The sequence below is a fragment of the Citrobacter sp. Marseille-Q3906 genome, from assembly GCF_916618775.1.
GTDB lineage: Bacteria > Pseudomonadota > Gammaproteobacteria > Enterobacterales > Enterobacteriaceae > Citrobacter > Citrobacter murliniae.
The window spans coordinates 377523-399928 of record NZ_CAKAKA010000001.1 but is presented as its reverse complement, the minus strand read 5'-3'; the positions used below and the strand labels follow the sequence as shown (position 1 = coordinate 399928).

Genomic DNA, 22406 nt, shown 5'->3' with positions numbered 1-22406 from the left:
GCCTGGAACAATGACTCGTTGAGGAAAAAACATGAGCTATAAGGCCGTTGCCGCGCTGGCGTTCACCAGCATGTTCAGCATCAGTACCTTGTTAAGCCCGGCGCATGCCGAAGAGCAGGAAAAAGCGCTGAACTTTGGCATTATTTCGACTGAATCACAGCAAAACCTGAAGCCACAGTGGGAACCGTTCCTGAAGGACATGGAAAAATCACTGGGCGTAAAAGTGAACGCTTTCTTTGCCCCGGACTATGCCGGGATCATCCAGGGAATGCGTTTTAACAAAGTCGATATCGCCTGGTACGGCAACCTCTCCGCCATGGAAGCGGTGGACCGCGCCAACGGACAGGTCTTTGCACAGACCGTCGCCGCAGATGGATCGCCGGGTTACTGGAGCGTGCTGATCGTTAACAAAGACAGCCCGATCAACAACCTGAACGAACTGATCGCCAAACGCAAAGATCTGACTTTCGGCAACGGCGATCCTAACTCCACTTCAGGCTTCCTTGTTCCTGGTTACTACGTCTTCGCCAAAAACAATATTTCTGCCAGCGACTTCAAACGCACGGTTAACGCCGGGCACGAAACTAACGCCCTGGCGGTCGCCAACAAGCAGGTGGATGTGGCAACCAACAACACCGAAAACCTCGACAAACTGAAAACCTCCGCGCCAGACAAACTAAAAGAACTGAAGGTGATCTGGAAGTCACCGCTGATCCCGGGCGATCCGATCGTCTGGCGTAAGAACCTCTCCGAAAACACCAAGGACAAGGTGTACGACTTCTTTATGAGCTACGGCAAAACACCAGAAGAGAAAGCCACTCTGGAACGTCTGGGCTGGGCGCCATTCCGCGCCTCCAGCGATCTGCAACTGGTGCCGATTCGTCAGTTGGCGTTGTTTAAAGAGATGCAGGGCGTGAAGGACAACAAAGGGCTGAATGCAGAAGAGAAAACCAGCAAAACCTCAGCGCTGAAAGCACAGCTCGACGACCTCGACCGCCTGACTGCTGCACTGGGTGCGATGACCAGCGTCACCAAAGCGGTGCAGTAACGGATTGCCCGGTGGCGCGATGCTTACCGGGCCTACGAACGTAGGCCGGATCAGGCAAAGCCGCCATCCGGCAATACAGAATAACGGAGCCAAATATGCAAACCATCACCGTCGCCCCACCCAAGCGCAGCTGGTTCTCGCTGCTGAGCTGGGCCATCCTTCTCGCCGTGCTGGTTGTCTCGTGGAAAGGTGCCGAAATGGCCCCGCTCACGCTGATCGAGGATTCCGGCAATATGGCGACTTTCGCCGCCGACTTCTTCCCGCCGGACTTCAGCCAGTGGCGGGACTATTTGGGCGAAATGGCCGTCACTCTGCAAATCGCCGTCTGGGGTACCGCCCTCGCTGTTGTTTTATCGATTCCTTTTGGCCTGATGTGCGCCGATAACCTCGTGCCGTGGTGGATTTACCAGCCGATGCGAAGGGCGATGGACGCCTGTCGCGCCATCAACGAAATGGTCTTCGCCATGCTGTTTGTCGTCGCCGTCGGCCTGGGTCCGTTTGCAGGCGTCATGGCGCTGTTCATCCATACCACCGGGGTGCTCTCCAAGCTGCTTTCCGAAGCAGTAGAAGCCATTGAACCCGGTCCGGTAGAAGGGATTCGCGCTACCGGTGCTAACAAGATTGAAGAGATCCTCTACGGCGTTCTGCCGCAGGTCATGCCGCTACTCATCTCCTACTCGCTGTACCGTTTTGAGTCCAACGTCCGCTCCGCCACGGTGGTTGGGATGGTCGGCGCAGGCGGGATCGGCGTAACGCTATGGGAGGCGATTCGCGGCTTTCAGTTCCAGCAAACCTGCGCCCTGATGGTGTTAATCATCGTCACCGTCAGCCTGCTGGATTTCCTCTCCCAGCGTTTACGTAAGCACTTTATCTGATTAGCGAGGCATTGATTGCTATGCACTTGTCTACACATCAGACCAGTTATCCGACGCGTTATCAGGAGATTGCCGCGAGACTTGAGCAGGAGCTTCGTCAACATTATCGCTGCGGCGACTACCTTCCCGCGGAGCATCAGCTTGCCGCGCGCTACGAGGTGAACCGCCATACATTGCGCCGTGCCATCGACCAACTGGTTGAACGCGGCTGGGTGCAGCGTCGCCAGGGCGTGGGCGTACTGGTGCTGATGCGCCCGTTCGATTACCCACTCAATGCTCAGGCGCGCTTCAGCCAGAACCTGCTGGACCAGGGGAGCCACCCTACCAGCGAAAAACTGCTGGCGGTGCTGCGCCCGGCGTCCAGCCACATTGCCGACGCATTGAGCGTCAAAGAGGGCGACAACGTCATTCATCTGCGCACCCTGCGCCGGGTGAACGGTATCGCTCTGTGTCAGATTGACCACTACTTTTCCGACCTCACCCTCTGGCCGCTGTTGCAGGGCTTTAACAGCGGCTCATTGCACGACTATCTGCGCGAGCAATCTGGCCTGACATTACAGCGCACGCAGACGCGTATCAGCGCCCGCCGCGCGCAGGCCAAAGAGAGCAAGATACTGGAAATCCCCAACATGGCGCCGCTGCTGTGCGTGCGTACCCTGAACCACCGTGATGGCGAAGAGCATGCAGCGGAATACTCCGTCAGCCTGACCCGCGCCGACATGATCGAATTCACCATGGAGCACTGACTGAATGCACGTCGATATCGCCACCCGCCAGCACTGGATGCGCGTGCTGGCTTACAGCAACGCTGAAACCCTGAATGCGCGTCTGCAGGCACTGAAGCTGACGCCGGAATATGAACTGATCCGCGCACCAGAAACCGGACTGATGCAGATTCAGGCCCGTATGGGCGGCACCGGCAACCGTTTCTTTGCTGGCGACACCACGCTCACCCGCGCAGTAGTACGCCTTAAAAGCGGCACGCTGGGCTACAGCTACCTGCTCGGACGTAATAAACACCATGCTGAGCAGTGCGCCGTCATTGACGCGCTGCTCCAGGAACAGACGCATTTCCAGAGCCTAATGGAAACCCTTATTACCCCGCTGGAAGCGGAACGCGATGCACTGATTAGCGCTCGCCGTGCCGAAGTTAACGCCAGCCGGGTCGACTTCTTCACGCTGGTACGCGGAGATAACGCATGACCTTACAAACAGCCTTTAACCTACCCGTCCAGGACGCGCAACAAAGCTTTCGTCGTCTGCTGAAAGCAATGAGCGAACCGGGGGTGATTGTCGCCTTGCATCAACTGAAACACGGCTGGCAGCCGCTGAATCTCGCGACCACCAGCGTGTTACTGACACTGGTCGATGGCGACACACCGGTCTGGCTGGCACCTTCCATGAATAATGACATTGCCAGCCAGAACCTGCGTTTTCACACTAACGCGTCGCTGGTGGATCAGCCACAACTGGCGGCATTTGCCGTTGCCGACGAACGCATCAGCAGCGAACAACTAAACGCACTCTCCTCCGGCTCCGCCGTTGCGCCAGAGACCAGTGCCACCCTGATTGTGCAGGTCGCAGGTTTAAGCGGTGGCCGAATGCTGCGCCTGACGGGTGCGGGCATTGCAGAAGAACGGATGATTGCGCCACAACTGCCTGAATGCATTATTCATGAACTCACCGAACGCCCACACCCGTTCCCGCTGGGAGTCGATCTGATCCTGACCTGCGGCGAGCGGTTGCTGGCTATTCCGCGAACCACCCATGTGGAGGTGTGCTGATGTACGTCGCCGTCAAAGGGGGTGAAAAGGCGATAGCCAACGCCCACGCACTGCAAGAAAACCGACGCCGGGGAGATGATGACATTGCCGAACTGAGCGTGACGCAAATCGAACAGCAGATGAACCTGGCGGTCGATCGCGTGATGACTGAAGGCGGGATTGCTGACCGTGAACTGGCCGCGCTGGCACTGAAACAAGCCAGTGGTGATAACGTCGAAGCCATCTTTCTGCTGCGCGCCTACCGCACAACGCTGGCAAAGCTGGCGGTGAGCGAGCCGCTAAACAGTGCAAAGATGCGCCTGGAACGCCGTATCTCCGCCGTCTACAAGGACATTCCCGGTGGACAGCTGTTAGGCCCTACTTACGACTACACCCACCGCCTGCTGGATTTTACCCTGCTGGCCAATGGCGAAACGCCACCACTGCGAACCGCTGATAGCGCACAGGAGGCCTCCCCACACGTCTTCTCTCTGCTGGCAAATCAGGGACTGGCAAAGCGTGAAGAAGATAACGGGGCAACGCCCGATGACATCACCCGCACACCGCCAGTTTACCCCTGCTCACGCGCCTCACGCCTGCAACAGCTAATGCGTGGTGATGAAGGTTATCTGCTGGCACTCGCCTACTCCACTCAACGCGGTTACGGGCGTAACCATCCGTTTGCGGCAGAGATCCGCAGCGGCTATGTGGAACTGGAAACTGTACCGGAAGAGCTGGGATTTGCGGTCAATGTCGGCGAACTGTTGATGACCGAATGCGAAATGGTCAACGGTTTTGTCGCGCCAGAGAACGAAGCGCCCCATTTTACCCGCGGTTACGGGCTGGTGTTCGGCATGAGTGAACGTAAAGCGATGGCAATGGCACTGGTGGACAGAGCCCTACAGGCACCCGAATACGATGAAACGGTCACGGGACCCGCGCAGGACGAAGAGTTCGTGCTGGCGCATGCGGATAATGTCGAGGCGGCGGGTTTTGTTTCGCACCTCAAGCTCCCCCATTACGTCGATTTCCAGGCCGAGCTGGAACTGCTCAAACGTCTGCAACAGGAGGCCTCTCGTGACCACTAACCTCTCCGGTTACAACTTTGCTTATCTTGATGAGCAGACCAAACGCATGATCCGCCGCGCAATTTTGAAAGCGGTCGCCATTCCCGGCTATCAGGTGCCGTTCGGCGGCCGTGAAATGCCGATGCCCTACGGCTGGGGAACTGGTGGTATTCAACTGACTGCCAGCGTGATTGGCGAGCCGGATGTGCTGAAGGTGATTGACCAGGGTGCAGATGACACTACCAACGCCGTGTCGATCCGCAACTTCTTCAAACGCATTACTGGGGTAAATACCACTGAGCGAACAGAAGACGCCACGCTGATCCAGACTCGTCATCGGATCCCGGAAACACCCCTGACTGAAGATCAGATCCTGATCTTTCAGGTACCGATCCCGGAGCCGCTGCGCTTTATCGAACCTCGCGAAACGGAAACCCGCACCATGCACGCGCTGGAAGAGTACGGCGTGATGCAGGTGAAGCTGTATGAAGATATCGCCCGCTTCGGCCATATCGCCACCACTTATGCCTATCCGGTGAAGGTTAACGGGCGCTACGTGATGGACCCATCACCCATTCCAAAATTCGACAACCCGAAGATGGATATGATGCCAGCCCTGCAACTGTTTGGCGCAGGCCGTGAAAAACGGATCTACGCCGTTCCGCCCTATACCCGGGTGGAAAGCCTCGATTTTGACGATCACCCGTTCACGGTGCAGAGCTGGGATGAGCCCTGCGCCATCTGCGGCTCAACCCACAGTTATCTCGACGAAGTGGTGCTCGATGACACCGGCAAACGGATGTTTGTCTGCTCCGACACCGATTACTGCCGCCAACAGAGTGAGGCTCTCAGCAAATGACGCAACCGCTGCTTTCGGTCAACAACCTGACCCACCTCTACGCGCCGGGCAAGGGCTTCAGCGATGTCTCTTTCGACCTGTGGCCTGGCGAAGTGCTGGGCATCGTCGGCGAGTCCGGCTCCGGCAAAACTACGCTGCTGAAGTCGATCTCCTCACGGCTGACGCCGCAGTCTGGCGACATTTTGTATCAGAACCGTTCGCTGTACGGCATGAGCGAAGCCGACCGTCGCCGCCTGCTACGCACCGAATGGGGTGTGGTACATCAGCACCCGATGGACGGCCTGCGCCGTCAGGTTTCGGCGGGCGGTAATATCGGTGAACGCCTGATGGCCACCGGCGCGCGCCACTATGGCGATATCCGAGCCACCGCGATGCGCTGGCTGGAGGAGGTCGAAATCCCCGCCTCACGTATTGACGACCTGCCGACCACCTTTTCCGGCGGCATGCAGCAACGTTTACAAATCGCCCGTAACCTCGTCACCCATCCCAAACTGGTGTTTATGGATGAACCCACCGGCGGGCTGGACGTCTCGGTACAGGCCAAACTGCTGGACCTGCTACGCGGCCTGGTGGTGGAACTGGATCTGGCGGTGGTGATTGTCACCCATGATTTAGGCGTGGCGCGTCTGCTGGCAGACCGTTTGCTGGTGATGAAGCAAGGTCAGGTGGTGGAAAGTGGATTAACTGACCGCGTGCTCGATGATCCACATCACCCCTATACCCAACTGCTGGTGTCGTCCGTATTGCAGAATTAAGAGGCCAACATGATTCGCGTTGAAAATGTCAGTAAGACTTTTGTACTCCACCAGCAAAACGGTGTACGTCTGCCGGTGCTGCAAAACGCCACTCTGGAAGTTAAAAACGGGGAATGCGTGGTACTGCACGGCCATTCCGGTAGCGGAAAATCAACGCTGCTGCGCTCGCTGTACGCCAACTATCTGCCGGATGAAGGGCACATCCACATTCGCCACAGTGATGAATGGGTGGATCTGGTGCAGGCTCCGGCACGCAAAGTACTGGAAGTCCGTCGCGCAACCATCGGCTGGGTGAGCCAGTTTCTGCGTGTGATCCCAAGGATTTCCGCGCTGGATGTCGTAATGCAGCCTCTGCTTGATCTGGGGGTTTCTCGCGAGGAATGCGCTGCCAAAGCGGCGAATCTGCTCACTCGCCTGAATGTCCCGGAGCGGCTGTGGCATCTTGCACCGTCGACGTTTTCCGGCGGTGAACAGCAGCGCGTCAACATTGCTCGCGGGTTTATCGTTGATTACCCCATTCTGCTGCTCGATGAGCCCACTGCCTCACTGGATGCCAAAAACAGCGCCGCCGTCGTCGCACTGATTGAAGAAGCGAAAGCCCGCGGCGCGGCAATTGTCGGCATTTTTCACGATCAAACCGTGCGCGACCGCGTAGCGGATCGCCTGCACCTGATGGGAACAACAGCATGATTATCAACAATGTAAAGCTGGTGCTGGAAAATGAAGTGGTGCAGGGATCGCTGGAAATACAGGACGGGGTTATCCGCGCTGTTGCCGAAGGCCAGAGCCGTCTTCCGCAAGCGCTGGACGGTGAAGGCGGTTGGCTGTTGCCGGGACTGATCGAACTACATACCGATAATCTGGATAAATTCTTCACCCCCCGCCCGAAGGTGGACTGGCCCGCCCATTCGGCAATGAGCAGCCACGACGCGCTGATGGTCGCCAGTGGTATCACGACCGTGCTGGATGCCGTCGCCATTGGCGATGTGCGTGACGGCGGCGACCGTCTGGAAAACCTGGAGAAGATGATTAACGCGGTAGAAGAGACACAAAAACGCGGGGTCAATCGCGCTGAACACCGCCTGCATTTGCGCTGTGAGTTGCCGCATCACACCACCCTGCCGCTGTTTGAAAAGCTGGTCGGTCGCGAACCGGTAACTCTGGTTTCGCTGATGGACCACTCGCCGGGTCAGCGTCAATTTGCCAACCGCGAGAAGTACCGCGAGTATTATCAGGGCAAATATTCACTCACCGATGCGCAGATGGCCCTTTATGAAGAGGAACAAGTGGCACTGGCGGCACGCTGGTCGCAGCCCAACCGCTCAGCCATTGCGCAGATGTGCCGCGAACGTCAGATTGCGCTGGCAAGCCACGATGACGCGACGCATGAACATGTGCTGGAATCGCATCAGCTTGGCAGCGTTATTGCCGAATTTCCCACCACGTTTGAGGCCGCAGAAGCCTCACGCCAGCATGGTATGAATGTGCTGATGGGAGCGCCAAACATCGTGCGCGGTGGTTCCCACTCTGGCAACGTGGCGGCACATAAGCTGGCAGAATTAGGCCTGCTGGATATCCTCTCTTCTGATTACTACCCCGCCAGCCTGCTCGATGCAGCCTTTCGTGTTGCCGATGACGAAGCCAACCGCTTTACGCTATCGCAGGCAATCCGGCTGGTCACCCGCAACCCGGCACAAGCGCTGAATCTCAACGATCGTGGCGTTATTGCTGAAGGCAAGCGTGCGGATCTGGTGCTGGCACACCGTAAGGGCGATCACATCCATATCGATCACGTCTGGCGTCAGGGGAAAAGGGTGTTCTGACTATGGGAAAACTGATCTGGCTGATGGGGCCATCCGGCTCAGGTAAGGACAGTTTGCTGGCGGCACTCCGCCAGCAGGAACATACGCAGTTACTGGTGGCGCACCGCTACATTACCCGAGCCGCTAACGCCGGGAATGAAAATCATATCGCCCTCAGTGAACAAGAGTTTTTTACCCGCGCCGGGCAGAATCTGCTGGCGCTGAGCTGGCATGCCAACGGCCTATACTACGGCGTGGGCGTGGAGATCGACCTCTGGCTGCACGCCGGTTTCGATGTCGTCGTCAACGGATCGCGCGCCCATCTGGCACAGGCGCAAACGCGCTATGGCACCTCGCTTTTGCCCATTTGCTTACAAGTTTCTCCTGAGATTTTGCGCCAGCGCCTGCAGATGCGCGGGCGGGAGAGCGCAATGGAAATCGCCGCCCGCCTCGAACGCGCAGCACGCTACACGCCGTTTGACTGCCATGTCCTCAATAACGATGGAAGTTTGCTACAGTCAGTCGATACATTGCTCACACTGATGGGACGCAAGGAGAAGAAACATGTCTGTCTGTGAATTACGCCGCGCCACGCTGTACGATGTTGATGCGGTTTACGCGCTTATTTGCGAACTAAAGCAGGGCAAATTTGACCACCAGGCATTTAGCGCCGGGTATGCCGCAAATCTGCAGGACCACAATATGCGCTACCAACTGGCGCTATTGGACGGACAAGTCGTCGGGATGATTGGTCTGCACTTACAGTTTCACCTGCACCACGCCAACTGGATCGGTGAAATTCAGGAATTAGTTGTAATGCCACAGGCGCGAGGGCTAAAAGTAGGCAGTCAACTGCTGGCCTGGGCTGAAGCGACAGCACGTGAGGCTGGCGCAGAAATGACCGAGCTTTCCACCAGTGTTCAACGCCACGACGCACACCGTTTTTATCTGCGTGAAGGCTATGTACAAAGCCATTACCGCTTCACCAAGCCGTTGTAGGGAGAGCTATGAGTCTGACCATCACGCTGACGGGAACGGGCGGTGCCCAGTTAGTACCGGTTTTTGGCTGCGACTGTGCAGCCTGCCAACGGGCACGTATACAGACACAATACCGTCGTCGCCCCTGTAGCGGGGTGGTCAGGTTCAATGATTCGGTGACGCTGCTGGACGCGGGGATCCCACACCTGATGGATGACTGGCCCGCAGGCAGTTTCCGGCAATTTCTGCTAACCCATTACCATATGGATCATGTACAGGGGCTGTTTACGCTGCGCTGGGGTGTAGGCAAGACCATCCCGGTGTACGGACCGCCGGATAAACAGGGCTGTGACGATCTGTTTAAGCATCCCGGCATTCTCGATTTTAGCCATACGGTCGAACCGTTTGTGGTCTTTGATCTCCAGGGCTTACAGGTTACTCCATTGCCGCTTAACCACTCAAAACTGACGTTTGGTTATCTGCTGGAAACCGCGCACAGTCGCCTGGCGTGGCTCTCCGACACCGCCGGACTACCTGACAAGACGCTGAAATTCCTGATCAACAATCAACCTCAGGCAATCGTCATCGATTGTAGCCATGCCCCGCGCACCGAACCGCCGCGTAATCATTGCGATCTCAACACCGTAATGGCACTCAATGAGCTGATTCGCTGCCCGAGGGTGATCCTGACTCACATCAGCCACCAGTTCGACGCATGGATGATGGAAAATCCATTACCAAAAGGGATTGAGGCAGGATATGACGGGATGGAGATTGTGGTGGATTAGCCCACTTCACGCGCGCTTCACACTCCAGGCCTATGCTCCCTGCACATTGTTCAATTTGAAGGGAATCGCATGACCCGAACACGACGTATCATCCACCACGCCAGTTGGTTCACGCTGCTGGGGCCGTTTATCGGCATGCTGTTAACCATTATCGGTCTGATGTGCATAACGTCTGATTCAGCCATGCGCCTGCTGGCCGACATTCTGCACATGTTTTCGCTGTTTATTACGCTGACATGGATAATCGGTGCGATTCCCGCGCTACTGACGGGAATCATCGTCGCGAAAAAAGGTGAATGGGGCGTTAACGCTCGTAGTCTTCTTCCATTCTACGCTCTTCATCTTCAAGCTGACGCCGTTCCTGATCGAGCTGACGCTGGCGGTCGTCTAACTGACGACGACGGTCTTCAAACTGGCGACGGCGGTTATCATACTGCCTGCGACGATCGTCGCTCATCTGGCGCTGCCAGCTTTCATCACGAGAATCGTCGTAATCCCGATTATTTTCAGGTTTATAGGCATCGCTGACGGCACGTTGAATATTGCCGATGGCGTCATCGATAATATCCGCCTGTGCCGAAATGGTGGTCAACATCAGTAGACTGAATAAAAAGAGTGTCGTGGAGCGTTTCATAAAACCAGCCCTGAAGAGAAACTCGCTCCACGGTAATCAAAGCACTGTCACACAAGTAGCGGAGGATTCTCAATTCCGTGGGTGGCGTAGCACCTGCGCCAGTTCGCTACGGGTAAAAGGTTTACGCAATAACGCTACGTCCGGTAGCGCTGGGTTGTGCGCCGGGCGTAAATCCTGGCCGCTGATCAGCAGGATGGTCAACTGCGGATAATGCTTCAGCGCGTGGTTAACCACATCCACCCCGCTTAAGCCACCAGGTAACATTAAGTCACTGATAAGAATATCAATCTCAGATGACGACGCCAGCATATGCATCGCCTGTTCGCCGTTGGACGCCTCCAGCGTCAGATAGCCCAGCAGGTGTAGCTGCTCGCACAACGTCTGGCGCACGTCGGCCTCATCTTCGAGTACCAGAACCAGTTTTTCGCCACGGGTTGTGGCGTGTTCCGTTATCGGTTCCACCTGAATCTGCACCGGCACAATCGCGCGAGGAAGCTGTAACCTGACGGTAGTTCCCTGCCCTGGCGCGCTTTCAATCTCGACGCGACCGCCGGACTGGCGCACAAATCCGTATACCATCGACAACCCCAGCCCGCTGCCGCTGCCGGTCTGTTTGGTAGTGAAAAACGGTTCAAAGACCTGTGCTTTGATCTCCTGCGACATGCCGCTACCCTGGTCGGCAACCTCCAGCATCACCATGTCCTGCCTGCGTCCATCGCTGCGCGTCACCCGCTGATTCCAGCTGCGAATTTTAATCGTGCCCGCCTGCCCTTCCATCGCATCACGGGCGTTCATGACCAGATTAATGATGGCATTTTCCAGTTGGCTGACGTCAATCCACGCCGGCCAGGCGGGCGTCTGGGCTTCAATCTCCAGTGTCAGCGTGGCGGGTAACGAGTGGCGCATCAACTCACCCAGATTCTCCAGCAACGTTTTCAGCTCTACCGCATGCGGATGCAAAGATTGTTTACGCGAAAAGGCTAATAGCCGTTGGGTGAGTAGTGCGCCACGCTCCGCCGCTTTGAGCGCCCGGTTGATACGCGGCGCATCGGGAGAATCCGGATTAACCAGATCCAGACTGCCGATAATCACCGCCAGCAGGTTATTGAAATCATGCGCTAACCCGCCGGTCAGTTGCCCCACAGCCTTCAGCTTTTGGCTGTGCAACAGTGCTTCTTCAAGGCCCTGACGTTCGGTTCGATCGATTTCCATTTGCGTGGTTTTTTCTTTCAGCAACCGGGTGGTGTGCTCAAGCGAAGCCGTGTTACGCGCAAAAACGCTAAAAGCACGCGCCAGCTCTCCCAGCTCATCGCGCCGTTGCAGGGCAGGAACACTAACGTCTGATTCACCATGCGCCAGCCGGGTCATCGCACGCGAGATAGCCGTCAGGTTGGAGCCAAGATTACGGTAGATATACCAGCCGGCAAAACCCGTGATCACCACCGCCAGCAGCGCAAAGATCATGATAAACAGCACGCCGGATCGCAATTCATGATGGCTTTGCGCCACCCGCTGTTCGGAGATAATCGCCACCTGTGAGACATACTGGTTGATATCACTGTTGAGGATCGCTACCAGCGCTTTGATATGAAACATATACCAGTTGATCGCCAGATCGCTCTGTTCCAGCGCTGACGAAAGCGGTTCAAGCTTATGTAGCTCCTGATTGAAGTCGTTGAGAATACGGTTAATCAACAGGCTGGCATTGTGCAGTGGCAACGCAGGCATTACATCGTCCAGCTGTTTGATCACCGATCGCGGCGTTGGCGTTTCGATAGCGGCGACGATCAAGCGATCCATTTGCCCCAGCAGCACGTCATCCTGCCCATCGGTGAGTTTTTGCAGATGGCGTAAGTAACTTTGATTCTGGTACAGCGAACTGAGCAATGCGTTACGTTCCAGATGTCGTAACTGACCGCGCTGTAACATGCCTTCCACACTGCTTTGCAACTCATTGCTGCGTTGAATAATTCGCCCAACCAACTCCGGTTCCTGCTGTGCCAGCGGTGCGCTGGCCAGTTGTTCCAGCGAATGTTTTAGCGCCCGCTGGGTCTCCTGTAACCGCTCCGCTTCACCTTTGTATTCCAGCGCCCCCACCACTTGCGAGAGCCGCACCGCCGCCGTTGCCACGTTTGCTGTATCGCGCGCCAGATTCATGCTACCGGTCATATCGTCTACGGTTTGCTGTTGCACCTGTTCCTGAATCTGACTGGCATGCTGAAAACCCAGCACCGCAACGCCACTCACCATCAGCGTGACCGCGACCACCAGCAGGTTAAAGAACAGCAGTCGCCCACGCGCACTGGCGAAAAAGTGACGTCCGGGTTGCGGCATATCACGCTCCATGAAGAAAAATCGCAATATGACAAATATGAACGGCTTCTGACATTTTGCATTTACATTCCTGTGATGGACTGCTGATATCGGCCACCCCGCAGGAGATCCGTTATGAGCAAGACACCGGTTCTGGAAATGCGCAATATTGCCAAAGCATTTGGCAAATTTTATGCGCTGAAAGGGGTCGATTTGACGGTCTGGACCGGTGAGATCCACGCGCTGATGGGCGAAAACGGCGCGGGAAAAAGCACCCTGATGAAGATCCTTGCTGGCGCCTATACCGCCACCAGTGGTGAGATCCTGATTGACGGTCAGCCTTTTCATATTCGTGGGCCAAAGGATGCGCTTAGTGCAGGCATTACGTTGATTTATCAGGAGATGCAGCTCGCACCTAATCTTACAGTAGCGGAAAATATCTTCCTCGGCAGCGAGCTGTCGCGTGGTGGCCTGGTCCAGCGTAAAGAGATGGTGATGCAGGCGCAAAAGGTCATCGACCGGCTTGGCGCGCAGTTTAAGGCCAGCGATCGCGTGATGACACTCACTATCGCCGAACAGCAGCAGGTGGAAATCGCCCGCGCTCTGCACCGTAACAGCCGCATCCTGGTAATGGATGAACCCACCGCCGCACTCTCCTCCCGCGAAACCCACCGCCTGTTTGAGCTGATCATGCGTCTGCGTGATGAAGGCATGGCGATTATCTACATCAGCCACCGTATGGCAGAAGTCTACGAACTGTCGGATCGCGTCAGCGTATTACGCGACGGGCAGTACGTCGGCAGTCTGACCCGCGACAAGCTCAACGCCTCCGAACTGGTACGTATGATGGTGGGCCGCCCTTTAAGCGATCTGTTCAACAAAGAACGCGATATCCCATTAGGCAAAGCGCGTCTGAATGTCCATCACCTGACTGATGGCAACAAAGTCCAGCCATGCAGTTTACTGGTACGTTCCGGGGAGATCGTTGGCCTGGCTGGGCTGGTCGGAGCCGGGCGTTCCGAACTGGCGCAACTCATATTTGGCGTACGTAAAGCGATCAGCGGCATGATTGAAGTGGACGGTGAGCCGGTGGTGATCCACTCCCCGCGCGAAGCCATTGACCACGGTATCGGTTTTCTTACCGAAAATCGCAAAGAACAGGGGCTGTTTTTAGAGCTGGCGGCGGCAGAGAACATCACCATGGCAACCCTGGAACGTGATGCAAACTGGGGCATGCTCAACCGCAAAAAGGCACAGACCATTTCTGATGACGCCATCCAGTTGCTCAATATCCGCGTCCCACATGCTCAGGTTCGCGCAGGCGGTCTGTCTGGCGGTAACCAGCAAAAATTACTGATCTCACGCTGGGTAGCGATTGGCCCACGCATTTTGATCCTTGATGAACCGACCCGTGGTGTGGACGTCGGAGCAAAAAGCGAGATCTACCGGATCATGAACGATATGGCGCGCAAAGGCGTGGCGATCCTGATGATCTCCAGCGAACTGCCGGAAGTCGTCGGCATGAGCGATCGGGTGTATGTGATGCGCGAAGGCAGTATTGCCGGAGAGCTGAACGGACAAAGCATTACTCAGGAAAACATTATGACGCTGGCGACCGGCGTGAACGACTCCCATCATCAGGCGGTGCACCATGACTAATCCAACCACTCCCCAGCAGGTGGCAAAATCGGCCTCCGCAAAAAAAATGCTGATGAGCGATCTGATGCAAACGGTCGGCATTTTACCCATTTTGATCCTGATTGTGGCGGTATTTGGTTTTATCGCCCCAAACTTTTTTACTGAGAGCAACCTGCTCAATATTACCCGTCAGGCATCGATTAACATCGTACTGGCTGCCGGAATGACCTTCATCATTCTGACCGGCGGGATCGATCTCTCCGTGGGCTCCATTCTTGGTACTACCGCAGTCGCGGCGATGGTCGTTTCTCTTATTCCTGAACTGTCCATGCTGTCGATTCCGGCTGCGCTGATGCTCGGTCTGGTTCTGGGGTTGTTTAACGGTGCGCTGGTCGCCTTTGCCGGATTGCCACCGTTTATCGTTACGCTTGGGACCTACACGGCACTACGCGGTGCGGCCTATCTGCTGGCAGACGGGACGACAGTAATTAACTCCAACATTAGCTTTGAGTGGATCGGCAACAACTATCTCGGGCCGATTCCGTGGCTGGTGGTGATTGCCCTGGCGGTGATTGTCGTGTGTTGGTTTATTCTGCGCCGCACCACACTGGGCGTTCATATCTACGCAGTCGGCGGCAACATGCAGGCGGCACGGTTAACCGGCATCAAAGTGTGGCTGGTGCTGCTGTTCGTCTACGGCATGAGCGGTCTGCTTTCGGGTCTTGGCGGGGTGATGAGCGCCTCACGACTGTACAGCGCCAACGGCAACTTAGGCATGGGCTATGAGCTGGACGCCATCGCGGCGGTGATCCTCGGCGGCACCAGTTTTGTCGGCGGAATTGGCACCATCACCGGCACGCTGGTTGGGGCGCTTATTATCGCGACGCTCAATAACGGAATGACGCTGATGGGCGTTTCCTATTTCTGGCAACTGGTGATCAAAGGGGCGGTGATCATCATAGCGGTGCTAATCGACAAATACCGTACCCGACACCATCAAAGTGCATAAGCCAACTTGCCGGATGGCGGCGCAATTGCCTTATCCGGCTTATAACAACAATACCCTACGTGAGGAAACGAGTATGCGTTTGAAGCCATTAGTGACTGCGCTCTGTGCTGGCGCACTGCTTGCTGCTACGCCTTATGTGCAGGCAAAAGAACTGAAATCAATCGGCGTAACGGTGGGCGATCTTGCCAACCCGTTCTTCGTACAGATAACCAAAGGTGCGGAGCTGGAAGCGCGCAAACTGGCGGGTGATGGTGTCAAAGTAACGCTGGTTTCCAGCGGCTACGATCTGGGGCAGCAGGTGTCTCAGATCGACAACTTTATTGCCGCCAAAGTTGACATGATTATTCTTAACGCTGCCGATTCCAAAGGCATCGGACCGGCGGTCAAGCGGGCAAAAGATGCGGGGATCGTCGTGGTCGCTGTTGACGTGGCGGCTGAAGGTGCAGATGCGACCATCACCTCCGATAACACCCAGGCAGGTGAAATGGCCTGTAAGTACATCACCGATCGCCTGAAAGGCAAAGGCAACGTCGTGATCATCAACGGGCCTCCGGTTTCCGCGGTACAGAACCGCGTGGAAGGCTGCCAGACCGAATTCAAACGCCACCCGGACATCAAGGTGCTTTCACATAACCAGAACGCCAAAGGCAGCCGTGAAGGTGGACTGGAGATCATGACTGCATTGCTGGCGGCCAATCCGAAGATCGACGGCGTATTCGCGATTAACGATCCCACGGCGATCGGCGCCGATCTGGCAGCAAAACAGGCGCAACGCAGTGAATTCTTTATTGTTGGTGTTGACGGATCTCCGGACGGAGAAGAAGCACTTAAGCGTGAGAATTCACTGTTTGTGGCGACCCCGGCACAAGATCCGCAAGTGATGGCTGCCAAGGCGGTAGAAATCGGCTATGACATATTACAGGGGAAACCCGCGCCGAAAGAGCCTGTGCTGATCCCGGTGACGATGATCGATAAAAACAACGTCGGTAGCTATAAGGGTTGGACGGTGAAATAACCCCCCACCACGACACTGCCGGATGGCGGCATCAATGCCCTGTCCGGCGTTATAAGGAGAATGCTGCCCATGAAACGCTCCGCAATAAACGAAATTCTCGGCCACACTCGCCAGTTTTTTTCCCTGCACGATGTGCATCTCCCGCCTTTTGCCAGCTTTCCGCCAACCCAATGGCGCAAACTCGATGCCTCCGCATGGAGCGAAGTCTTTGACCTCAAACTCGGCTGGGATGTCACTGCATTCGGTGGCAACAACTTCGCCGCACTGGGATTAACGCTGTTCACCCTACGTAATGGCTCGCCGAAAGGCATGCCTTATGAGAAATGCTACGCCGAAAAAATCATGCATGTCCGTGATGCACAGGTCACCCCAATGCACTTTCACTGGCGCAAGCGCGAAGACATTATCAATCGCGGCGGCGGCAATTTGATTGTTGAACTGTGGAACGCCGATATTCGCGAGCAAACAGAAGCGAGCGACGTCAGCGTGGTCATTGACGGTTGTCGGCAAATCCACTCCGCTGGCAGCCAGTTACGCCTGACTCCAGGGGAAAGCATCTGCCTGACACCCGGTCTGTATCACAGCTTTTGGGCTGAGGAAGGTTTCGGCGACGTACTGGTTGGCGAAGTGTCTTCTGTTAATGACGACGACCATGACAATCACTTTCTGCTGCCGATCGCCCGTTATAACGACATTGAAGAAGATGAACCGGCGCAGTTGGTGCTGTGTAACGAGTATCGCCTGTTCCGTTAACCAAGGAGCGTATTATGCCGTTGATTTCTCTTGCCGATGGCCTCGCCCATGCTCGCGAGCACCGCTATGCCTTAGGGGCTTTTAACGTCCTCGATTCACACTTTCTGCGCGCGCTGTTTGCCGCAGCCAAACAGGAACGTTCACCGTTTATTATCAACATTGCCGAAGTCCACTTTAAATATGTCTCGCTGGATTCGCTGGTCGAAGCGGTGAAATTTGAAGCCGCACGGCATGATATCCCTGTGGTGCTTAACCTTGACCACGGTCTGCACTTTGAGTCAGTCGTCCGGGCACTGCGATTAGGATTCAGTTCAGTAATGTTCGATGGTTCAACGCTGGATTACGAAGAAAACATCCGTCAGACCCGCGAAGTGGTGAAGATGTGTCACGCCGTCGGCGTTTCGGTGGAAGCGGAACTGGGTGCGGTGGGCGGTGATGAAGGCGGTGCGCTGTACGGTCATGCCGACGAATCATTATTTACCGATCCCATGCTGGCACGCGATTTCGTCGACAGAACCGGTATTGACGCGCTGGCAGTTGCTATTGGCAATGCGCACGGCAAGTACAAAGGCGAGCCAAAACTCGACTTCCCGCGTCTGGACGCCATTCGCCAGCAGGCAGCGATCCCGTTGGTACTGCATGGGGGTTCAGGCATCAGTGATGATGACTTCCGCCGCGCGATCGAACTGGGGATTCATAAAATCAACTTTTATACCGGCATGTCACAGGCGGCACTGGCTGCAGTAGAGTCGCGCATGGCCAATCGTCAGCCGCTGTACGATGAATTTGCCGAGCTGTTATTAGGTATTGAAGAGGCCATCACCGATACCGTTTCCGAACAGATGCGCATCTTTGGCAGCGCGGGGCAGGTCTGATGGAACGCAGGGGCATTATCGCCGCGGGCAACATGCTGGTCGATCATGTACATCAGATCGTGCAATGGCCGGAGCGCGGCTGGCTGGCTGAAATAACCCGTAGCGAACGCGCAACGGGCGGTGCGCCGTTAAACGTGCTGCTCACGCTGGCGAAAATGCACACGGGTTTGCCGCTGCAGGCGGTGGGATTGATCGGCCAGGACAGCGACGGGGACTACATCATGGCGATGCTCGAGCAGTATCACGTTAATCGCCAGCACGTACAGCGCACCACCTCAGCCCCTACCTCGATGTCTCAGGTGATGACCGACCCAGGCGGCCAGCGTACTTTTTTCCACTCTCCCGGCGCGAACCGGCTACTGGATTTGCCCGCATTTGGCGCACTTGATACGTCGATGAAAATTTTCCATCTGGGTTATCTGCTGCTGCTCGACAGTCTGGACATGCCAGACGAAGAGTTCGGCACGCGCAGCGCACGATTGTTGGCACAAATGCGTGAGAATGGATTTGAAACATCGCTGGATCTTGTGTCTCGCAAGGGTGATCCACGCTATCAACCACTGGTAATGCCCGCGCTGCGTCATCTGGATTATCTGGTCATCAACGAGCTGGAGGCCGGAGAATTCAGCGGTCTGGAGATCCGCCAGCCCAACGGTGAGTTACATATCCCCCATATCGCCAGCGCCGCGCGTGAACTCCTGGACGCAGGCGTGCGCCAGCGAGTGGTGATCCACTGCCCGGAAGGCGCCTGGGGAGAAACGCCGGATCAGGATGGCGTCTGGATACCGTCACAGTATCTGGCACAGGAGGAGATCGTGGGCAGCGTCGGCGCGGGGGATGCGTTTTGCGCGGGTTTTCTGTACGGCTGCCACGAACGCTGGTCGCTGACGGATAGCGTCAGACTGGCGCACGCCTGCGCACGGGCAAGCTTGCTGTGCGCCAACGCGATTGACGGTGCAAAAACGCTGGAAGAGTTAAAAGCCGGAATGGCTGACGCCTGATGGCGCGACGCTTATCAGGCCTACGGGAAACGTGTAGGCCTGGGTGATAAAATTACGCTGCTTTATCGTGATGCTGCACGTCAGCGGCGAACACATAACCCAGGCCGCGCAGAGTTTTGATCAACGTCGGCTGATGCGGATTGTTCTCTATTTTTCGCCGCAAACGCATAATTAATACATCGATAGTACGGTCAAAGACTTCGACGTTGTCGCTACGCGTTAGCTCCAGTAACTGTTCACGGCTCAGTACCCGACGGGCGTTTTGCGCCAGCGCCAGTAGCAGACTGTACTCGCCTTGCGTCAGATCCACTTTCAACTGTTGGGGGTTATGCAACTGGCAGCCTGTGGTATCAAGATGCCAGCCATTAAAGGAGAGTCCCGTCGTTTGCGGGCCTGTGCTTTCTGCACTGAGCACTCCGACACGCCTGAGCACCGCCTTCACCCGCGCCACCAGCACGCGGGCGTTGAACGGTTTGCCAATGTAGTCATCAGCGCCCATTTCCAGTCCCACAACCACATCTGACTCACTGCCCAGCCCGGTCAACATCACGACCGGCAACCCTGGCCTCATCTTTTGCACCTGTTGCAGCACCATCAACCCGTTGGTATCGGGCAGCATCATATCCAGCAATACCAGAGCAATATCCGGCTGGGTATCAATACAGCGCAACGCCTCCTGCCCGGTATGACAGGCCGTCACAGCAAAGACATGCTCACTCAGCACATCCTGTAACAATGCGCAGATCGCCACGTCATCATCCACAACCAGTATGGCTGGCTTCATTATTCTTCCCCATTTTATGCCAACTCAAATGAGTGTGAATGATTCTGCACAGAGTGACAGCGATAAGGCACAAGGACATGCGGGAAACATAACCTTGGTCACACTGCCAGGCCGTCACACATTTGGAATTCGTCACGTCAAATATGACGACAGCCTGTTTTTCGTCAGGGTTTTGTTCAAAATTCACCCGTAATATCAGTAAATGCCCCTAATAAAAACATGGCATAAAAGATGCATAACTAAAGCGACAAGCGCGTATGCGCGATTTGATTAACTGGAGCGAGACCGATGAAAAAAGTCGTCACGGTTTGCCCATATTGCGCATCAGGTTGCAAAATAAACCTGGTGGTCGATAACGGCAAAATCGTCCGGGCTGAGGCGGCGCAGGGGAAAACCAACCAGGGTACCCTGTGTCTGAAGGGCTACTATGGCTGGGATTTTATTAACGATACCCAGATCCTGACCCCTCGTCTGAAAACCCCAATGATCCGTCGCCAGCGTGGCGGCAAGCTGGAATCTGTATCCTGGGATGAAGCGCTTAATTACGTCGCCGATCGCCTGAGCGCCATCAAAGCGAAGTATGGCCCGGACGCCATTCAGACGACCGGTTCATCTCGCGGCACAGGTAACGAAACCAACTATGTAATGCAAAAATTCGCGCGCGCCGTTATTGGTACCAATAACGTTGACTGCTGCGCTCGCGTCTGACACGGCCCTTCGGTTGCAGGTCTGCACCAATCGGTCGGTAACGGCGCAATGAGTAATGCTATCAATGAAATTGATAACACAGATTTAGTGTTCATCTTCGGGTACAACCCGGCGGATTCCCACCCTATCGTGGCGAATCACGTGATTAACGCTAAACGTAACGGGGCGAAAATTATCGTCTGTGATCCGCGCAAAATTGAAACTGCGCGCATTGCCGACATGCACATCGCGTTGAAAAACGGCTCGAATATCGCGCTACTCAACGCCATGGGACATGTCATTATCGAAGAAAAACTGTATGACCAGGCGTTCGTGGCCTCGCGTACGGAAGGCTTCGAAGAGTACAGCAAGATTGTCGAAGGCTACACGCCGGAGTCCGTCGAAGATATTACTGGCGTTAGCGCTCAGGAAATTCGTCAGGCTGCGCGTATGTACGCATCGGCAAAAAGCGCGGCCATCCTCTGGGGCATGGGTGTTACCCAGTTCTATCAGGGTGTGGAAACCGTGCGTTCACTGACCAGCCTCGCCATGCTGACCGGTAACCTCGGTAAGCCAAGCGTGGGTGTTAACCCGGTCCGTGGCCAGAACAACGTTCAGGGCGCGTGCGACATGGGTGCACTGCCGGATACCTATCCGGGCTATCAGTATGTGAAAGATCCGGCTAACCGCGAGAAATTCGCCAAAGCCTGGGGCGTTGAAAGCCTGCCTGCACATACCGGCTATCGCATCAGCGAACTGCCGCACCGTGCGGCACATGGCGAAGTTCGCGCAGCGTACATTATGGGTGAAGATCCATTACAGACCGATGCTGAACTCTCCGCGGTGCGCAAAGGCTTTGAGGATCTGGAACTGGTCATTGTGCAGGATATCTTCATGACCAAAACAGCCGCTGCCGCAGACGTTATTTTACCGTCTACGTCATGGGGTGAGCATGAAGGCGTTTTCTCCGCAGCTGACCGTGGCTTCCAGCGCTTCTTTAAAGCCGTTGAGCCGAAGTGGGACCTGAAAACGGACTGGCAGATTATCAGTGAAATCGCTACCCGTATGGGCTATCCGATGCACTACAACAACACCCAGGAAATCTGGGATGAGTTGCGTCATCTGTGCCCTGATTTCTACGGTGCCACTTACGAGAAAATGGGCGAGCTGGGTTATATCCAGTGGCCGTGTCGCGACACCTCAGATGCCGACCAGGGTACGTCTTACCTCTTCAAAGAGAAGTTCGACACCCCGAACGGCCTGGCGCAGTTCTTCACCTGCGACTGGGTAGCGCCAATCGATAAACTCACCGAAGAGTACCCAATGGTACTGTCTACGGTGCGTGAAGTTGGCCACTACTCTTGCCGCTCCATGACCGGCAACTGTGCAGCGCTGGCTGCACTGGCGGATGAACCGGGCTATGCCCAGATCAACACCGCCGACGCTGAACGTCTGGGTATTCAGGATGAAGATCTGGTGTGGGTTAACTCTCGCAAGGGTCGAGTTATCACCCGCGCGGCAGTGAGTGACCGTCCGAACAAAGGTGCGATTTACATGACCTACCAGTGGTGGATTGGGGCATGTAATGAACTGGTAACCGAGAACTTAAGCCCGATTACCAAAACGCCGGAGTATAAGTACTGTGCCGTCAACGTTGAACGCATTGCCGATCAGCGTGCTGCCGAACAATACGTTATTGATGAGTACACCAAGCTGAAAGCCAGCCTGCGCGAAAGCGCAATGGGTTAAGCTTGTCTCTACG

23 protein-coding genes are annotated in these 22406 nt (G+C 55.8%); 20 read left to right on the top strand and 3 right to left on the bottom strand.

The annotated features are described in order from the left end of the window. Positions 1-31: 31 nt before the first annotated feature. The 13 genes from phnD to phnP all read left to right on the top strand — a co-directional run bounded on the left by phnD (position 32) and on the right by phnP (position 9935). Positions 32-1048 carry a phosphonate ABC transporter substrate-binding protein gene (phnD, locus tag LG384_RS01850; RefSeq protein WP_225760376.1) on the top strand — a complete coding sequence of 339 codons (1017 nt, stop codon included), beginning with the start codon at positions 32-34 and terminating at the stop codon, positions 1046-1048. A gap of 95 nt (positions 1049-1143) precedes the next feature. Next, positions 1144-1923, top strand: coding sequence for a phosphonate ABC transporter, permease protein PhnE (phnE, locus tag LG384_RS01845; protein ID WP_045438742.1), 780 nt, complete (start codon positions 1144-1146; stop codon positions 1921-1923). Positions 1924-1943: 20 nt separating this feature from the next. After that, positions 1944-2669, top strand: coding sequence for a phosphonate metabolism transcriptional regulator PhnF (gene phnF, locus LG384_RS01840; RefSeq protein WP_225760375.1), 726 nt, complete (start codon positions 1944-1946; stop codon positions 2667-2669). Between the two features lie 4 nt (positions 2670-2673). After that, positions 2674-3126 (top strand): phosphonate C-P lyase system protein PhnG, encoded by a 453-nt coding sequence (gene phnG / locus LG384_RS01835; protein WP_045438737.1) that lies wholly within the window; start codon positions 2674-2676, stop codon positions 3124-3126. After that, positions 3123-3707 (top strand): phosphonate C-P lyase system protein PhnH, encoded by a 585-nt coding sequence (gene phnH, locus LG384_RS01830; RefSeq protein ID WP_045438734.1) that lies wholly within the window; start codon positions 3123-3125, stop codon positions 3705-3707. The genes phnG and phnH overlap by 4 nt, the downstream gene beginning before the upstream one ends. Next, the gene (locus LG384_RS01825; RefSeq protein ID WP_045438731.1) at positions 3707-4774 is read left to right on the top strand and encodes a carbon-phosphorus lyase complex subunit PhnI; all 1068 of its coding nucleotides are present in this window, start codon (positions 3707-3709) and stop codon (positions 4772-4774) included. The genes phnH and LG384_RS01825 overlap by 1 nt, the downstream gene beginning before the upstream one ends. 46 nt (positions 4775-4820) lie before the next feature. Beyond that, entirely contained in the window at positions 4821-5612 is a 792-nt protein-coding gene (phnJ, locus tag LG384_RS01820; protein WP_231593097.1) for an alpha-D-ribose 1-methylphosphonate 5-phosphate C-P-lyase PhnJ, read from the top strand. After that, the gene (phnK, locus tag LG384_RS01815; protein WP_225760374.1) at positions 5609-6367 is read left to right on the top strand and encodes a phosphonate C-P lyase system protein PhnK; all 759 of its coding nucleotides are present in this window, start codon (positions 5609-5611) and stop codon (positions 6365-6367) included. The genes phnJ and phnK overlap by 4 nt, the downstream gene beginning before the upstream one ends. 9 nt (positions 6368-6376) lie before the next feature. Then, entirely contained in the window at positions 6377-7057 is a 681-nt protein-coding gene (phnL, locus tag LG384_RS01810) for a phosphonate C-P lyase system protein PhnL (protein ID WP_045438722.1), read from the top strand. Then, the gene (gene phnM / locus LG384_RS01805; RefSeq protein ID WP_045438720.1) at positions 7054-8190 is read left to right on the top strand and encodes an alpha-D-ribose 1-methylphosphonate 5-triphosphate diphosphatase; all 1137 of its coding nucleotides are present in this window, start codon (positions 7054-7056) and stop codon (positions 8188-8190) included. Before phnL ends, phnM begins: the two co-directional genes overlap by 4 nt. A gap of 2 nt (positions 8191-8192) precedes the next feature. Beyond that, positions 8193-8747: a ribose 1,5-bisphosphokinase gene (gene phnN / locus LG384_RS01800; RefSeq protein ID WP_045438712.1), complete on the top strand. Its 555-nt coding sequence runs from the start codon at positions 8193-8195 to the stop codon at positions 8745-8747. Beyond that, a complete protein-coding gene (phnO, locus tag LG384_RS01795; protein ID WP_200012901.1) occupies positions 8734-9168 on the top strand; it encodes an aminoalkylphosphonate N-acetyltransferase in 435 nt (144 codons plus the stop codon). Before phnN ends, phnO begins: the two co-directional genes overlap by 14 nt. An 8-nt stretch (positions 9169-9176) precedes the next feature. After that, a complete protein-coding gene (phnP, locus tag LG384_RS01790; RefSeq protein ID WP_225760373.1) occupies positions 9177-9935 on the top strand; it encodes a phosphonate metabolism protein PhnP in 759 nt (252 codons plus the stop codon). 304 nt (positions 9936-10239) lie between these two features. On the opposite strand, the gene yjdP is transcribed toward phnP, so the two are convergent. Together yjdP and LG384_RS01780 are read right to left on the bottom strand one after the other, a co-directional pair. Further along, positions 10240-10569, bottom strand: a complete 330-nt coding sequence (gene yjdP, locus LG384_RS01785) for a DDRRRQL repeat protein YjdP (protein ID WP_045438703.1) — start codon at positions 10567-10569, stop codon at positions 10240-10242. Between the two features lie 69 nt (positions 10570-10638). Continuing rightward, complete coding sequence (locus LG384_RS01780) at positions 10639-12903, bottom strand: hybrid sensor histidine kinase/response regulator (RefSeq protein WP_225760372.1); 2265 nt, start codon at positions 12901-12903, stop codon at positions 10639-10641. Positions 12904-13017: 114 nt separating this feature from the next. On the opposite strand from LG384_RS01780, the gene LG384_RS01775 reads away from it, so the two are divergent. The 6 genes from LG384_RS01775 (at position 13018) to LG384_RS01750 (ending at position 19173) form a co-directional block, all read left to right on the top strand. After that, positions 13018-14541 (top strand): sugar ABC transporter ATP-binding protein, encoded by a 1524-nt coding sequence (locus LG384_RS01775; RefSeq protein WP_045438697.1) that lies wholly within the window; start codon positions 13018-13020, stop codon positions 14539-14541. After that, complete coding sequence (locus LG384_RS01770; RefSeq protein WP_045438694.1) at positions 14534-15529, top strand: COG4158 family protein; 996 nt, start codon at positions 14534-14536, stop codon at positions 15527-15529. The genes LG384_RS01775 and LG384_RS01770 overlap by 8 nt, the downstream gene beginning before the upstream one ends. A 73-nt stretch (positions 15530-15602) precedes the next feature. Then, positions 15603-16544, top strand: coding sequence for an ABC transporter substrate-binding protein (locus LG384_RS01765; RefSeq protein WP_045438690.1), 942 nt, complete (start codon positions 15603-15605; stop codon positions 16542-16544). Between the two features lie 69 nt (positions 16545-16613). After that, positions 16614-17297, top strand: a complete 684-nt coding sequence (locus tag LG384_RS01760) for a D-lyxose/D-mannose family sugar isomerase (protein WP_225760371.1) — start codon at positions 16614-16616, stop codon at positions 17295-17297. A 14-nt stretch (positions 17298-17311) separates the two neighbouring features. After that, complete coding sequence (locus tag LG384_RS01755) at positions 17312-18172, top strand: ketose 1,6-bisphosphate aldolase (protein ID WP_045438681.1); 861 nt, start codon at positions 17312-17314, stop codon at positions 18170-18172. Beyond that, positions 18169-19173, top strand: a complete 1005-nt coding sequence (locus LG384_RS01750; RefSeq protein WP_136345598.1) for a carbohydrate kinase family protein — start codon at positions 18169-18171, stop codon at positions 19171-19173. The genes LG384_RS01755 and LG384_RS01750 overlap by 4 nt, the downstream gene beginning before the upstream one ends. A gap of 52 nt (positions 19174-19225) precedes the next feature. Here the strand turns inward: LG384_RS01750 and LG384_RS01745 are convergent, their stop codons facing one another. Further along, a complete protein-coding gene (locus tag LG384_RS01745) occupies positions 19226-19957 on the bottom strand; it encodes a response regulator (RefSeq protein WP_225760370.1) in 732 nt (243 codons plus the stop codon). A gap of 288 nt (positions 19958-20245) precedes the next feature. Between LG384_RS01745 and fdhF the strand changes: the two genes are divergently transcribed. Next, positions 20246-22393, top strand: coding sequence for a formate dehydrogenase subunit alpha (fdhF, locus tag LG384_RS01740; RefSeq protein WP_081918179.1), 2148 nt, complete (start codon positions 20246-20248; stop codon positions 22391-22393). Positions 22394-22406 lie beyond the last annotated feature (13 nt).

Excerpts from the sequence above, each read along its gene's own strand:
- phnD (WP_225760376.1), top strand. The coding sequence starts at position 32 with ATGAGCTATAAGGCCGTTGCCGCGCTGGCGTTCACCAGCATGTTCAGC.
- phnE (WP_045438742.1), top strand. The coding sequence starts at position 1,144 with ATGCAAACCATCACCGTCGCCCCACCCAAGCGCAGCTGGTTCTCGCTG.
- phnF (WP_225760375.1), top strand. The coding sequence starts at position 1,944 with ATGCACTTGTCTACACATCAGACCAGTTATCCGACGCGTTATCAGGAG.
- phnG (WP_045438737.1), top strand. The coding sequence starts at position 2,674 with ATGCACGTCGATATCGCCACCCGCCAGCACTGGATGCGCGTGCTGGCT.
- phnH (WP_045438734.1), top strand. The coding sequence starts at position 3,123 with ATGACCTTACAAACAGCCTTTAACCTACCCGTCCAGGACGCGCAACAA.
- LG384_RS01825 (WP_045438731.1), top strand. The coding sequence starts at position 3,707 with ATGTACGTCGCCGTCAAAGGGGGTGAAAAGGCGATAGCCAACGCCCAC.
- phnJ (WP_231593097.1), top strand. The coding sequence starts at position 4,821 with ATGATCCGCCGCGCAATTTTGAAAGCGGTCGCCATTCCCGGCTATCAG.
- phnK (WP_225760374.1), top strand. The coding sequence starts at position 5,609 with ATGACGCAACCGCTGCTTTCGGTCAACAACCTGACCCACCTCTACGCG.
- phnL (WP_045438722.1), top strand. The coding sequence starts at position 6,377 with ATGATTCGCGTTGAAAATGTCAGTAAGACTTTTGTACTCCACCAGCAA.
- phnM (WP_045438720.1), top strand. The coding sequence starts at position 7,054 with ATGATTATCAACAATGTAAAGCTGGTGCTGGAAAATGAAGTGGTGCAG.
- phnN (WP_045438712.1), top strand. The coding sequence starts at position 8,193 with ATGGGAAAACTGATCTGGCTGATGGGGCCATCCGGCTCAGGTAAGGAC.
- phnO (WP_200012901.1), top strand. The coding sequence starts at position 8,734 with ATGTCTGTCTGTGAATTACGCCGCGCCACGCTGTACGATGTTGATGCG.
- phnP (WP_225760373.1), top strand. The coding sequence starts at position 9,177 with ATGAGTCTGACCATCACGCTGACGGGAACGGGCGGTGCCCAGTTAGTA.
- yjdP (WP_045438703.1), bottom strand. The coding sequence starts at position 10,569 with ATGAAACGCTCCACGACACTCTTTTTATTCAGTCTACTGATGTTGACC.
- LG384_RS01780 (WP_225760372.1), bottom strand. The coding sequence starts at position 12,903 with ATGCCGCAACCCGGACGTCACTTTTTCGCCAGTGCGCGTGGGCGACTG.
- LG384_RS01775 (WP_045438697.1), top strand. The coding sequence starts at position 13,018 with ATGAGCAAGACACCGGTTCTGGAAATGCGCAATATTGCCAAAGCATTT.
- LG384_RS01770 (WP_045438694.1), top strand. The coding sequence starts at position 14,534 with ATGACTAATCCAACCACTCCCCAGCAGGTGGCAAAATCGGCCTCCGCA.
- LG384_RS01765 (WP_045438690.1), top strand. The coding sequence starts at position 15,603 with ATGCGTTTGAAGCCATTAGTGACTGCGCTCTGTGCTGGCGCACTGCTT.
- LG384_RS01760 (WP_225760371.1), top strand. The coding sequence starts at position 16,614 with ATGAAACGCTCCGCAATAAACGAAATTCTCGGCCACACTCGCCAGTTT.
- LG384_RS01755 (WP_045438681.1), top strand. The coding sequence starts at position 17,312 with ATGCCGTTGATTTCTCTTGCCGATGGCCTCGCCCATGCTCGCGAGCAC.
- LG384_RS01745 (WP_225760370.1), bottom strand. The coding sequence starts at position 19,957 with ATGAAGCCAGCCATACTGGTTGTGGATGATGACGTGGCGATCTGCGCA.